Genomic DNA, 13,306 nt, shown 5'->3' with positions numbered 1-13,306 from the left:
ATGCCGTTACCATGTCTGCTATGGCATTATTCCCACCCCGACCCAGTCAGTCCCCATCTGTTCAGCCCAGTCAGGATCGGCAGGTTCCACCAATCAGCCAGGACGACCTGCAACGCTGCCGTCAGTTGGCCGACCGAATCCGGACCCGCTTTTCAAGGACCCTGGTTGGTCAGGAGAACCTGCGTGAGGCCCTGATTTTGACTCTGGTCGCCTCAGGACACATCCTGATTGAATCCGTGCCCGGCCTGGCCAAGACCACTGCCGCCCAGACCCTGGCCACCTCGGTCTCCGGCAGCTTCAAGCGGATCCAGTGCACGCCCGACCTGATGCCCTCGGATCTGGTAGGCACCCAGGTCTACGACTTCTCCACACAACGCTTCTCCACACAGCTGGGCCCTATTCATGCCAACTTCGTCCTCCTGGACGAGATCAATCGCTCCAACGCCAAGACCCAGTCGGCCATGCTGGAGGCCATGGCCGAGGGCGCCACCACCATCGGCGGCGAGCGCATAGCCCTGCCCCGGCCCTTCATGGTGATCGCCACACAGAACCCCATCGAGGAGGAGGGTACGTACAACCTGCCCGAGGCCCAGATGGACCGATTTATGCTCAAGGCCGTCATGACCTATCCTGATGCCGACCAGGAGACCCGAATGCTGCAGATGCTGACCAATCGCGGCACTGATATGCCCGGCAAGGACGATCTGGACGCACTGACCATCGCCGACGTGGAATTCCTTAGGCAGAAGGCCCGGCAGGTCCACGTGGCACAGTCCATCATGCGATATGCAGTCGATCTTGCAGCCACCAGCAGGGGGGCTGGATCGCGGCCCATCCAAGGGCTGGCCGAACAGGTCAGGCTGGGAGCCAGCCCGCGCGCTTCCATCGCCCTGGTGCGCATCGGCCAGGCCAGGGCCCTGCTGACAGGCAGGGATTACGTCATTCCCGAAGACCTGAAGGAGTGGGCCCATTCTGTGCTCCGCCACCGTATCCTGTTGACATTCGAGGCCCAGGCGGACGGCGTCAGCAGCGACGACATCATTGACCAGATCGTCGACACGGTACCGGTGCCATGAGCCGTCGACGCTCGGATCACGACCCGGTCCGCAGACGAATCGAGTCCTTGGACACCAGCCTGCGACTTCCCACGGTGCGCAGGGCCTTGGGTCTGCTGGAGGGCGAGCACTCCTCCGGCCGTCGGGGCGGTGGAGACGATCGGGCCGACCTGCGCGCCTATGAGTTCGGAGACGAAACCCGTATGATCGACTGGCACGCCAGTGCTCGGATGGGCCGCCCAATGGTTGTTGAGCGCGAGCGCCTGGTCACCAGCAGGGTCTGGCTGCTGCTGGACGTTGGTCAGGAGATGTCCGGAACATGCCCTGACGGAGAGCAGGCCATCCAGGTGGCGGCCAACGCCCTGTGCATGTTCGCAGCCCTCTGCCTGCGCCGCAGCGATGAGGTGGACCTGGTTCTGGTCGATTCATCCGCCATCCGCCGCATACCCTGCCAGGGTGGCTTCGCCCGATTTGAGCAGACCCTGGACCGGGCTCTGGAGTCACCGCTGAATCAGCCACGCAATCTTGAAGCCCTGCTGGGCTACGCCGCCGGCATCCAGGACCGGCAGGCCATGTTGGTCATCGCCACTGACCAGTCGGCATTGAACGTTGACCTGATGCCGACCATCAGACGGTTGGCCACCACCCACCCCGTGAATCTCATCGGAGTGGAGACCATGAATCCACTGTGCCAGCAGCCCACTATGGGCTCGGTAACGGATGCGCCCAGCGGACGGAAGATCCCGGCCTTCCTGCGCACCGCGAACGGGACAAGGGCTGTGGACCTGCACAGGCGTTATCAGATCGAGGCCTTTGGCCGGGAACTGTCCAGAGTCGGAGCCTCGCTGATCCGGGCCGACTCCAGCACAGCCATGTTCAACAGGTTTATCCACCTTCTTTCAGCCGGCCGACCAGGCATCCCCATGCGACGGACGGTGATGGCGGCATGAGTGCTGTCATCCTGATTCGTCTTGCCTCCGGTCATGGCCGTATCAAGGTCATGCCCACCATGACCCAGCCCACCTGGCTGCTGGTTCTGGCGACGACCGCCATCATACTGGCCCTGGCCCTGGCTGCTGCGGCTATTCTCCTGCCCGTGTTTCGACATCAGCAGGAGGTGCATCCGGCACAGGTGAGTTCCCAATCCCGCGATGCATGGCGCCAGCAGATTGATCAGGTGGTGGCCCGGTACGACAAGGGCCATCTGGACCGCGACCAGGCGATGACGGCCCTGGCCGCCATCGCTCGTGGATTTGCCTCCCGCTCCTGGAACAACGACATGAGGGCCAAGACTCTGGCCGAGATCCAGGCCCAGCCCCGTACGCCGAGCACACGAAAGGGCCTGGACCTGCTTCGACAGACCATTGATGCCCTCTACCCGTCTGAATTCGCCCCTCCCCGGGACAGTGCAGGAACGGACGCCACGGTGAATCAGGCAGCCGACTGGATACGGGATTTGATTGAACGGTGGCCGCGATGAGCATAGGCAATCTGTCCTGGAGGTGGCCCTGGCTGCCGGTTCTGGCCTTGGTCCTGGCTCTGGCATTCGGCCTGCTGGCCTACCGTAAGGACCGCCGTGGCAAGGACAAGGAACCAATAGCCCAGGTCTGGACCTTGAAGAGCGACCTGGACACCGAGGAGGGCCATGAGACCCTGCGGCGCTGGCGGCGATTGAACCGTTGCGCCGCAATCATGCTTTCCCTGGCCCTGCTGATGGCTTTGGGCCTTGCCGCAAGGCCCGCCCGGGTCGATCGGACCTTGGAGCAGGGACATAACCGTGACATTGTCCTATGCCTGGATGTCTCCGGATCCACGCTGCCCTACGACCGTCAGGTGATTGCCTCCTATCTTGACCTGGTCCGCAACTTCCGTGGCGAACGCATGGCCCTGAGCATCTTCAACTCCACCTCGCGCACAGTCTTCCCCCTGACCGACGACTATGACATGATCACCGCCGAATTGAGCAAGGCGCGGCGGATCCTGGACGGGGTGCAGTCCCAGGACCGCATTGATGCCATGAGCGGACGACAATACCAGGACATCAGCGACTGGCTGGAGGGCACGCAGAACCGCCGGGACACCACATCCCTGATCGGAGACGGGCTTGTGGGCTGCGCTGCGCTCCTGCCCCAATTCGCTCCCAAGGACCAGAACGGATCGATAAAGGCCGACCAACGGTCAAGCTCCCTGGTTCTGGCCACCGATAACGTGGTTTCAGGCAAACCCACTTACACCCTGGAGGAGGCGCTCAAGCTGACCTCGACTGCAGGAATCGCCGTGGACGGGCTCTATTCGGGACCGGAACAAGGCATTGAGGATGAGAGCACCCGGCAGATGCAGCGGCTGATCGAGGCACGCGGCGGCATCTTCCTGCGACGGCAGGATGGGAACTCCATCAACGCGCTGGTCCGCCAGATCGAGCATCGCCACGGAGCCGATCCCCGCCAGCAGGAGCAGTCCAGCCTGGTGGATGCACCCGGATGGTGGACTCTGGCCCTGGCCCTGACGCTGTCAGGATATTTGCTCCTGGCCTGGAGGCTGAAGCGATGAACATATTCAAGTCCCTGACATTTGAGCCCGCCCTGGGCTGGGTAGCCGGCGGCCTTCTGGCTGGCCTGTTATTGCTCCTGGCCATTGCACTGATCCTCCATGGCCTGCACAAGGGGCGGGATACGGACGCCGATCGCTGGGCTCTGACCCGACGCACCGCCATGGTCCTGGTTCTGGCCCTCATGGTCCTGACGCCCAGCACAGTCAGCAAGACCACCAATAAAGCAGTCAACGCCACTGATATCTTCATTGCGGTTGACGTGACCGGATCCATGGCGGTCAAGGATGCCGGGTATGGCGACCAGGAAGGAATGAGCCGACTGGATGCGGCCCGGGCAGCCATCCACGACCTGACGATCATCTACCCCGATGCCTCCTTCTCGGCCTTGAGCTTCGGCGTCTCGACCAGCATCGATCTGCCCCTGACCCCTGACGTGCGGGCTGTGGACAACTGGGCCGGAGGGTTGGCTACAGAGCCCACATCCAGGTCCTCCGGCTCAAGCCTGGATGCTCCGCTGGATCGCCTGAGCCTCGTCTTGAAACAAACCAAGGACCGGCATCCCGACGACCGAATCCTGCTCTATCTGATCAGCGACGGCGAACAGACCGGGCCTGATGAGCGACGATCCTTCAGCGTTCTCAGGGAGGGACTGGACGATGCCTTCGTTCTGGGAACCGGCTCGGCCAAGGGCGGCATGGTGCCTTTGAGCTCTGATGTCGGCGGTAACGATGCCCACAGCTGGGTGACCGACCCCACGACCGGCCAGCCGGGCATCTCCGCCATGGACCCGAAAACCCTCAAGGCCATGGCCGACGAGATGAGCGGCCACTACCAGGCCCTGGCCAAGGGGACCACGGTGCGTGAGGGGGCCACGGCTGCGGCTTCCAAGCGCTACCGGGTGACCAAGGTCGACCAGGTCCGCCAGCATGTCACCCCGCTGGTCTGGCCGCTGGCACTGGTGGAACTGGCTCTGATCCTGATTGAGGCGGGGCTCTGGATTCGCACTTCGAGGAGACTGCTATGAGTAGGAAGTCCCGGCAAGGCGCAAGAAGCGGACACCGCCTGCGGGTGCGCCTGATTTTGGCTGGCTTGGCCTTGGTTGCAGCACTGGCCGGAGCCTGGTGCCTGATCAACGTCAAAGCCATCGCCACCTATAACGAGGGCACGCGAACGCTGAGCACCAACGTTCAACAGGCCCAAAACCCGCAGGCCGATCCTGCCGCCATCAAGGCACTGCAAGACCAGGCCGAGCACCTCTTCGCCCAGGTCGAAAGGCCAGGACCCCTGATTCTGCCACAGACCAGGCAGGCTGCCCAAGCCAACCGGGCGGCCAACGCCGCGCTGACCAGCCGCACCGAGCGTCTGCTCAAGAAGCAGAAGGCCGATAAGGTCCAAGACGGAAAAAACGGCTCCGACAAGGGCTCCTCTTCAGGGTTGACCAAGCAGCAGGAGGCCGAGGTGGAGGATCTGCTCAAGCGCAACCAGCAGCAGGGCGAACCGTCGGCATCCCCTACGCCAACAGGCAAGGCAAGCGACAACAAGGGTCAGGCGAAGAACGTCAAACCCTGGTGACCGGCCGCACACAGCCTTTCGCATGATTCATTTCACCGCCTCTTTTCCAACGAATCGATCCCCATGCAGACGAACATCTCCCGGCTAACAGACTGACTGAATTAGTAGAAAATCCGTCCCCATCCAGACGAATCGGACCTCATTTGACCACATGGCCCTATGAGGATCATTTCAGGATCACTGCCATGTTGTAGTAAAGGCATGTACAGGTCATCCTCTTCACTACCCACCCTGGGTCCCTTCCTGGAGCAAACCTCATACCTGACTGATCCGGACTCCGCAGGAACCTGCCCCTGTCATGCGAGGGCGGCACGTTGCCGGGCCATGCTGTCAGACATGGCTCGACAGTCGCGAATCACTCTGGTCCATCTGAGTGAGTTAGCCGACCAGGCTCTGAGGGTCGACTGGCAAGGGCGGGCCGCTGAAGCCTATCGGGCCCAGGTGCGGGCCATGGATGCCCTCTGCCAGGATAAGCGCATCCAGGCGGGGCGCACCCTGAGCCTGATTGATCAAGAGAGCCGGCCATGAAGCGGACGATCACCGCTGCACCCGATGCCAACGGCTATACACGCTCCGAGCTGGAACATCTGACCGGCATGGCGGACCGGCTCAACCAGGCAGGTGGAGCCCTGTCCACCTTGCAGTCCCAATGGATTCTAACCAACCAGGCCATCCGCAGAACCATACCTGGACTGCCGACCCTTACCTGCGCCCAGACTGCCTTACCGCCGCCGGGTCACGCCCGTCTGCCCCTGGATCTGATGGTGTCTTTCTGCAGTGACCAGGCCCAGGCCTGCGAAGACCTGCGCAGCCGGCTCCAGTCTGTGGCCGACCGGCTGACCAAGGCCTACGGGCTGTACTCGCAGGCTGAATCATTCATGGACAGGCTGATGGGCTCCCTGACCTCCAAGGCCTTGACTGTCTTTCGACCCATTGCCCCATTCATGCTGGGATCCATCGGTCTAGGCCTGGGAGTGGCCAAATTGACCGACCACTTGGATGCATCGCAATTACAGGAATTTCTGGAAACCACGGCCAGCATCCAACAGCCCTTGCTGACCGCAGTCGCATCCGGCCTGTCCTCGGACCATCATGATCCCATTGGCGGATTGGTCACCGGTCCCGGCCTGCTGATGCCCCTGATACTCGCGCATTTCCAGGGTGATCGAATCGTGATGGATCCTGTTCATCCGCAGGGCAAGGGATTGGGCGAGGCCCATGACATCGCCGATGCTCTGCATAACCTGGAGACCCTGGGATCCTGCCGGGACGGCATTCCCTACGCGACCATCGCCGTACAGCGTTATCGGAAGGCCGACGGCAAGAACCACTGGCTGGTCTACATACCCGGCACCAGCTCCCATTTGGACTCCCCAATCGGCTGGGCCCAAAACATCCAGCTCATGAGCGACAAGGCTGCAGTGCGCGGCAGGGCGGCCTCCATGCGTCTAGTGGACCAGGCCATGCGGGATGCGGGGGTGCGCCCGGACGATCCGGTCAGCCTGGTGGGCCATTCCCAGGGTGGCATCGTGGCCGCCACCATGGCCTCGGATCTTTCGGACCGCTACAACTTCGATCATGTCGTGACTGTCGGCTCGCCCATCGCCCATCGCAGAATAAAGTCAGACACCTGGGTCACCAGCGTGGAGATGCGCGAAGAGCTGGTCTCCAGCCTTGATGGAGCCGACAATCCCTCCCGACCCAATCAGCTGACAGTAAGGGGAAGAGCGGGCGGACCTCCCCCTCCAGGCGGCAACCAGACTGGCCGGACAGTGACCACTGCCGGACCCGGAAAGGAATCAACCCATGGCATGGCCTACCAGCAGGCAGCCTGGGCTGATGCCCGGGATCAGAACTCACCAGCGATACGACGTCAGGACGATCACTTCGCCCAGGCCATCGATGGCGATTTGCAGGAGACCCGCTACTACCGTGGCAGGCTACGACGATGAGCGGGACGCCCCCCCTCCCCAAGAGCACCCATGCCGGTTCCTGCTGGTTGACCCGGTCGTCTAGGCTGGAGGCATGAACCTGAGCCGAATCACACCAGCCATCCCCCTCAATCCCTTGGACGGACGCTACCGCAGACAGACTGCCGATCTGGTGGACTATTTGAGCGAACCCGCCTTGAACCGCGAGCGCATGCGGGTCGAGGTCGAATGGATGATCATGCTGTCCAATGGTTACCAGGGCAATGGCCAGCACCCGGTCCTGCCGGGCGTAGAGCCCCTGACCGAGGCCGAACAGGCCTACCTGCGAACCATTCCCGAGGATTTCGATGCCGAAGGCATCACCGAACTGGCGGGCATCGAAGCCCAGACCCGCCACGATGTCAAAGCTGTGGAATACTACATCGACCGCCGTCTGGAGGCTGCAACCACAGCCCTTGGCCCCGGGTCCCAACTTCCCAGGCTGGCGCCCCTGGTCCACTTCGCCTGCACCAGCGAGGACATCAACAACCTGGCCTATGCCCGCTGCATCCGAGGCGGGGTCGAGCAGGTCTGGCTCCCCAAGGCCTCCAGGATCGAGAACCATCTGGCAACCATGGCGGAGCAATACCGGAATCTGCCCATGCTCGCCCTGACCCACGGCCAGCCTGCCACACCCACCACCCTGGGCAAAGAGATGGCGGTCTACGTCCACCGGCTGCACCGGCAGTTGAATCGGATCCGCAATCAGGACTACATGGGCAAGATGAATGGTGCCACTGGAACCTTTGGCGCCCATCTGGCCGCCCTGCCACAGGTGGATTGGATCGATCTGACCCGGACCTTCATCGTGGAGCGAATGGGCCTGGTCTGGAACCCACTGACCACCCAGATCGAGTCCCACGACTGGCAGGCCGAGCTCTTCGGCAATATCGCCCACCTGGGCAGGATTATGCACAACCTGGCCGTGGATGTCTGGATGTACATCTCCCGCGGTGTCTTTGCCCAGGAACCTGTCAAAGGCGCGACAGGGTCCAGCACCATGCCCCATAAGGTCAACCCCATACGCTTCGAGAACGCCGAAGCCAATCTGGAAATCTCAGGAGCCCTGCTGGACACCTTGGCCACCACCCTGACCGAAACCCGCTGGCAGCGGGACCTGACCGACTCCACCACCCAGCGCAACATCGGATCGGCCCTGGGCTACAGCCTGCTGGCTCTGGACAACCTGGACGGCGGCCTGCAGACCATTCACCCTGACGAGGCCCTGATGGCCCGCGAGCTGGACAGCAACTGGGAGGTCCTGGGCGAGCCCATACAGACGGCCATGCGGGCCGCTGGACTGGCTGGACGTTCAGGCATGGATCATCCCTATGAGCAGGTCAAGAAGCTGATGCGCGGCAAGAGGATCGGCCGGGAGGATGTCGAGCAGTTCATCGATGGTCTGGACCTGGACCAGGACACGGCCAGTCGGCTCAAAGCCCTGACGCCGGCAACCTACACCGGCGCAGCTGGAACCCTGGTGGACTTCGATCGCGATTGACCATGACCCCGTCCCAGTCGACCATAACCCCCGAGGACACCGATTCCGCCGACCCTGTTGAGGCAGATAAGGTCGTCATCCGGGATACCCCGCCAGAACGAGTCCATGACGCCGAGGACCTGCTGCGAGCCCTGGCGGCTCTGATGCTGGGAATCCTGGTCACCCTGGCAGCTGTATACCTGAAAGGCATAGCGGCCGGGGTCGAGTCGGACATGCGCCAGGCCGGCAATGCCATGGACTGGCTCATGGACGTACCTACCGCCTTCCTCCAGCAGGCAGTGACCGTGACAGTGGTCCTGACCGTGATTGTCCACCTGCTGGTCAACAGGGAATGGATTCAGGCCATCACTGCCCCCCTGGCCATGTTCCTGGGGTTTGGGCTGGTCATGCTGACCTCCAACCTGATACTGAAGGCCGGCAACCCGACCCTGATCGCCTCATTCAACTCACAGAACGCCATAGGGTCGCCCGTCCTGTTGCCTGACTTCTATGCCGGTCTGGCTGCCTTCCTGAGCGCAGCAGGACCCCGTCGCTTGAGAAGCTCGGTCAAATGGGGATGGAACGCTCTATATATTGTGGCCATCATCATGGTCGCCATATCCTCCAATTCAGCCAGTGGTGTTCTGGTTTCGCTGATTCTGGGACGAATCATCGGCATGGTGGTCCGATACCTGGCGGGCACTCAGAACAAGGGTGCCTGGGGACAAGGAGTGGTACAAGCCATAGCCTCCATCGGCATCCATGCCGTCAGCCTGGAACGTCAGGACTCCAGTCTGGACGCCGATGGTCAGCCCCTGCCCGCACTTGCCGACGACCTGATTGAGGCCTCCCGCATCTACAGGGTTCATGACAAGGATGGCCGAACCTACACGGTGTCGGTCATGGACGGCCAGCTGCACACCATGGGCTATCTGATGCAGCTCTGGCAGTGGATCAAGCTGTCCGGAGTCTCCATGCGCCGGGACCGGTCGGTCAGAAACTCCATGCAACACCACATGGCTATGCTGGCTGAATTGCGGGACCTGGGGCTGACGGCCATGCACCCCTATGGCCTGGCTGAGAGCGCGGAATCCTCAATCCTGGTCCTGGAGGATGACGTCCACCTTCGGCCCCTGGAACCCGGAAGCCTGGATACGGACAAGGCCAAGCAACTGATGGACTACCTTCGCCGGGCCAACGAGCGCGGATTTACACACCGTCGCATCCGCCCCGAGACCCTGGCCGTCGACCAGTCAGATTCCATGGTCATCGCCGGCTGGGAGAACGGCGACAGCGCCAGCTCCCAGGCCAACATCGCCCTGGATCGAATCCAGCTTCTGGCTCTGATTGCCACGCTGATCGGGGTGAATCAGGCCATTGAGGCCGCCCGTGCCTCCTGGGGGATCAAGACCCTGACGGGGCTGTCGCCTTTCTGCCAGATGGTGGCCATTCCTTCAAAGACCCAGGACCTGCCCGGCTGGGACCGACAGATTCTTACTGACCTGCGCAAACAGTTGCAGTCCTTGGCTCCCCCTGAGTCGGTGGCTGAGACCGGCCAGGTGACCCTTTCCCGCTTCAGTCTGCGCAGTTTCGTGGCCCTGGCCCTCCTGGTAGTGGCGCTGGCGGTCATCGTCACCCAGTTCAACCTGCCCCAGGTCATCAGCGCCGTCCGCAACGCCAACCCTTGGATGGCCGGACTCTCCTTCCTACTGGGGTCACTGTCCTGGGTGGGCTGCGCCATCACCCTGGGAGTCTTCATCGACCCGGCCAAGCGCGACTTCAAGGGCATCTTCCTGTCCCAGGTCGCGTCCTCGTTCACCTCGGTCTCCATGCCCGCCGGGGTGGGGCCTGCCTTCGTCAATTTGCAGTTCCTGCGGCGGGACGGTTATGACAACACCATGGCCACAGCCATCATGAGCGCCGTGGTGGCCGTCCAGTTCGCAACCACCTTCTGCCTGCTGATCGTCATCGGGCTGTTCACCGGACGGAACACCCTATCCGGGATGATCCCCACCAACACCCTGGTCATCGTCATCGGGACGGTGGCCATCATCGCGGCCCTGATCATGGCCGTGCCTTACACACGGCGGCTGGTCATGGAACGGCTGATGCCCATCGTGGCCTCCTATGCTCATCACCTTGTTGAGATTCTGACTCAGCCCAGGCAACTGGTGGTGGCCGTCCTTGGGGCCGTACTGCAGTCAGCCGCCCTGGGCATGAGTTTCTGGGCCGCCCTGATGGCCTTCGGCTGCCGAACCAACGTTTTCGAAACCACCTTCGTCTTCCTGCTGGCCAACACGCTGGGATCGGCCGTCCCCACGCCCGGCGGTCTGGGGGCCATAGAGGCGGTGCTCTTCTCCGCCTTCCGCCTGGCTGGCGTTCCCTCAGGTGTGGCCATCTCGGCCACGCTGGTCTTCCGGGTGGCCACCTACTGGCTGCGCATCCCCCTGGGAGCCCTGGCCATGCGCTGGCTGAGCAGCCACAATCGCATCTGAAGAGCCCTTGGGGCATTCCCAATCTCGAGGACCTCAAAAAACGCTTGATGAAATGTCGGAAACCCCCGGAAAATGCGGTGTTTGGGCCTAATCTGCGGTAATATCGGTCATTGACCGTTGGGCTTTCCCCAAATCAAGCAATGGGAGGCCCCCGAAAGAAGGATGTTCTATGGCATACAACAAGTCTGATCTCGTTTCGAAGATTGCGCAGAAGTCCAACCTGACCAAGGCTCAGGCGGAAGCTGCTGTCAACGCCTTCCAGGATGTCTTCGTCGAGGCCATGAAGTCCGGTGAGGGTCTGAAGCTGACCGGTCTGTTCTCGGCCGAGCGTGTCAAGCGCGCCGCCCGCACCGGCCGCAACCCCCGCACCGGTGAGACCATCAAGATTCCGGCCAGCTATGGCGTGCGTATCTCTGCCGGCTCGCTGCTGAAGAAGGCCGTCACCAACAAGAAGTGAAACCAGCCTTGCTGCAGGGCCCAGGCATCCGTGGATGGATGCCTGGGCCCTTCTTGTTGGAGAAGACCTAAGGGAAGTCCCGCAGTGCGAACTGGGCTTCTAGACGCAAGGTTCCGTGGCACTCTTTAGAAAGTCCACCAGGCAGTGATATCGAGGCGGGCCCAGATGGTCGAAGGGGTCGGGCAGATCCACCTCGACTCGGCGAGAACCCCCTAGGACCAGGTGGCTCCAATCACATGACCATGTGCGTGTTCCCGTGTCTGCTGCACGGACGAATTCGCCACGCAGACGGGCCCGGGTATCCTCTGGAGGTCGATTCATGGCATGCTCCACCTCGGAGTCGTCGACAGGCGAGCGCATGAGCCCATGCCTGACCAGGCCGGGGAAGGATCTTCCCGCACTCAGATCGTGATAGTCCAGATCCATCGCATCGGCCAGATCCTGTCCGGCGCCTCGTCGGCCCAGGCCCTTGAGCAGCCGCAGCTTGGCAGCCCAATCCACCCAGTCAGCCAGATCCTGCCAACGCCCTGCGTCCAGCGCATCCAGGGCCGACCTCCAAAGTTGCAGGGCGCGCAGAGCCTGGGACCGGTCGATGCCTATATCCTCCTGCTGATCCACCAAGGCCTTGCAGGCCGACCAATAGGTCTCTTGCAGACCCAGAGCGCTGATGCCGCCGGTCTTTGTGGCAAGTGTTACCCTGCCGGTCCGATCCCGGCTGACGGCTCGGATGGCTGCACCTGGATCAGCCAGGGCCCAGTCGGCCAGGTCGGGCCGACGGCCCCGGCGGCAGGCCTGCTCGATCAGGTTCAGGACCAGGTGGGTGCTGGCCATCTTGAACCAGGTAGCCAGCGGCGACCGGTTGGTATCCCCTACGATCACATGCAGACGCCGCCATCGTTCAGGATCAGCCAATGGCTCGTCACGGGTATTGACCATGGGACGGGCACGGGTGGTGGACGAGGAGACCGCTTCGTCCAGAAAGTCGGCCCGCTGGCTGAGTTGGAATCCATCAGGACTCAGACGACCCGCCCCGGTAATCAGCTGCCGGGTGACCAAGAACGGGACCAGGCAGGCCCCTACCATGTCCAAGGGGACTCGCCGGTCCAGCAGGTAATTCTCATGGCAGCCGAAGGCATGGCCTTGGGCATCCACATTGTTGGCAAAGACGTGAACCTTCACTGGCCTGCCCAGGTTCTCCGCCAGATGTTTCCGTGCGCGCTCCGCAAGATCGGTCATGATCCGCTCCCCTGCCAGCACCTGTTTCAGGGCTGTCAGCGGATCACGGGCCTCGGCAGTGGCATACTCCGGATGGGAGCCCACGTCCAGGTAGAGCCGAGCGCCATTGGGCAGATAGATGTTGGTTGACCCGTGCTTCTCAATCAGAGGCCGGAACATGGCCATAGCCACCCTGCCGGCAGTATATGGGCCACTGGCGCCGGTCAGGCTCAGTCCATACTCGGTCTCGATGCCGAATATCCTGCGAAAGTCCGAGTCAGTACCCTGCCCGTCCGCCATGAATCACTGGCCGCCCTTCTGGACGAAGCCCTGAACATATTCCTTGGCGTTGGTCTCCAGGGTGGTCTCGATGTCATCCAGGACGGCATCCAGATCGGACTCCGCCGCCTGGTCCTGCTCACGTGCCCCGGTCTGCGGCAGGTCCTCTTCCTGTTCCTGCCCGGCTACTATGCGCCGTCCCTGCTGTGATGCCTCAGCCATGGTCACTCTC

The 13,306-nt window shown here is 62.4% G+C and carries 13 protein-coding genes; 11 read left to right on the top strand and 2 right to left on the bottom strand.

Annotation, left to right across the window (positions count from 1 at the left end):
• The first annotated feature begins 20 nt into the window (after positions 1-20).
• The 11 genes from H3T88_RS02870 to H3T88_RS02820 all read left to right on the top strand — a co-directional run bounded on the left by H3T88_RS02870 (position 21) and on the right by H3T88_RS02820 (position 11,580).
• A complete protein-coding gene (locus H3T88_RS02870) occupies positions 21-1,076 on the top strand; it encodes an AAA family ATPase (protein WP_415873719.1) in 1,056 nt (351 codons plus the stop codon).
• The gene (locus H3T88_RS02865) at positions 1,073-2,005 is read left to right on the top strand and encodes a DUF58 domain-containing protein (protein ID WP_198203465.1); all 933 of its coding nucleotides are present in this window, start codon (positions 1,073-1,075) and stop codon (positions 2,003-2,005) included. The genes H3T88_RS02870 and H3T88_RS02865 overlap by 4 nt, the downstream gene beginning before the upstream one ends.
• Positions 2,002-2,535 carry a hypothetical protein gene (locus H3T88_RS02860; RefSeq protein ID WP_198203464.1) on the top strand — a complete coding sequence of 178 codons (534 nt, stop codon included), beginning with the start codon at positions 2,002-2,004 and terminating at the stop codon, positions 2,533-2,535. Before H3T88_RS02865 ends, H3T88_RS02860 begins: the two co-directional genes overlap by 4 nt.
• Positions 2,532-3,605 (top strand): vWA domain-containing protein, encoded by a 1,074-nt coding sequence (locus H3T88_RS02855; protein WP_198203463.1) that lies wholly within the window; start codon positions 2,532-2,534, stop codon positions 3,603-3,605. The genes H3T88_RS02860 and H3T88_RS02855 overlap by 4 nt, the downstream gene beginning before the upstream one ends.
• A complete protein-coding gene (locus H3T88_RS02850) occupies positions 3,602-4,630 on the top strand; it encodes a vWA domain-containing protein (RefSeq protein WP_198203462.1) in 1,029 nt (342 codons plus the stop codon). Before H3T88_RS02855 ends, H3T88_RS02850 begins: the two co-directional genes overlap by 4 nt.
• The gene (locus tag H3T88_RS02845; protein WP_198203461.1) at positions 4,627-5,178 is read left to right on the top strand and encodes a DUF6466 family protein; all 552 of its coding nucleotides are present in this window, start codon (positions 4,627-4,629) and stop codon (positions 5,176-5,178) included. The genes H3T88_RS02850 and H3T88_RS02845 overlap by 4 nt, the downstream gene beginning before the upstream one ends.
• 201 nt (positions 5,179-5,379) lie before the next feature.
• Complete coding sequence (locus H3T88_RS02840; protein WP_198203460.1) at positions 5,380-5,706, top strand: hypothetical protein; 327 nt, start codon at positions 5,380-5,382, stop codon at positions 5,704-5,706.
• Positions 5,703-7,130, top strand: coding sequence for an alpha/beta hydrolase (locus H3T88_RS02835; RefSeq protein ID WP_198203459.1), 1,428 nt, complete (start codon positions 5,703-5,705; stop codon positions 7,128-7,130). The genes H3T88_RS02840 and H3T88_RS02835 overlap by 4 nt, the downstream gene beginning before the upstream one ends.
• A 73-nt stretch (positions 7,131-7,203) precedes the next feature.
• A complete protein-coding gene (gene purB / locus H3T88_RS02830; RefSeq protein ID WP_198203458.1) occupies positions 7,204-8,649 on the top strand; it encodes an adenylosuccinate lyase in 1,446 nt (481 codons plus the stop codon).
• Between the two features lie 2 nt (positions 8,650-8,651).
• Positions 8,652-11,123, top strand: coding sequence for a lysylphosphatidylglycerol synthase transmembrane domain-containing protein (locus H3T88_RS02825; protein ID WP_198203542.1), 2,472 nt, complete (start codon positions 8,652-8,654; stop codon positions 11,121-11,123).
• 169 nt (positions 11,124-11,292) lie between these two features.
• Positions 11,293-11,580, top strand: a complete 288-nt coding sequence (locus H3T88_RS02820; RefSeq protein WP_015022121.1) for an HU family DNA-binding protein — start codon at positions 11,293-11,295, stop codon at positions 11,578-11,580.
• Positions 11,581-11,679: 99 nt separating this feature from the next.
• Here H3T88_RS02820 and H3T88_RS02815 read toward each other — a convergent pair whose 3' ends face one another.
• Both H3T88_RS02815 and H3T88_RS08795 read right to left on the bottom strand, forming a co-directional pair.
• A complete protein-coding gene (locus H3T88_RS02815; protein ID WP_198203457.1) occupies positions 11,680-13,095 on the bottom strand; it encodes a proteasome accessory factor PafA2 family protein in 1,416 nt (471 codons plus the stop codon).
• Between the two features lie 3 nt (positions 13,096-13,098).
• Positions 13,099-13,296 carry a ubiquitin-like protein Pup gene (locus H3T88_RS08795; RefSeq protein WP_198203456.1) on the bottom strand — a complete coding sequence of 66 codons (198 nt, stop codon included), beginning with the start codon at positions 13,294-13,296 and terminating at the stop codon, positions 13,099-13,101.
• Between the last annotated feature and the right edge of the window lie 10 nt (positions 13,297-13,306).

Source organism: Bifidobacterium sp. W8110, from assembly GCF_016101375.1.
GTDB classification, from domain to species: Bacteria; Actinomycetota; Actinomycetes; order Actinomycetales; family Bifidobacteriaceae; genus Bombiscardovia; species Bombiscardovia asteroides.
Note: the sequence above shows the minus strand (reverse complement) of the source record. Positions and strands in the feature narration are given on the sequence as shown.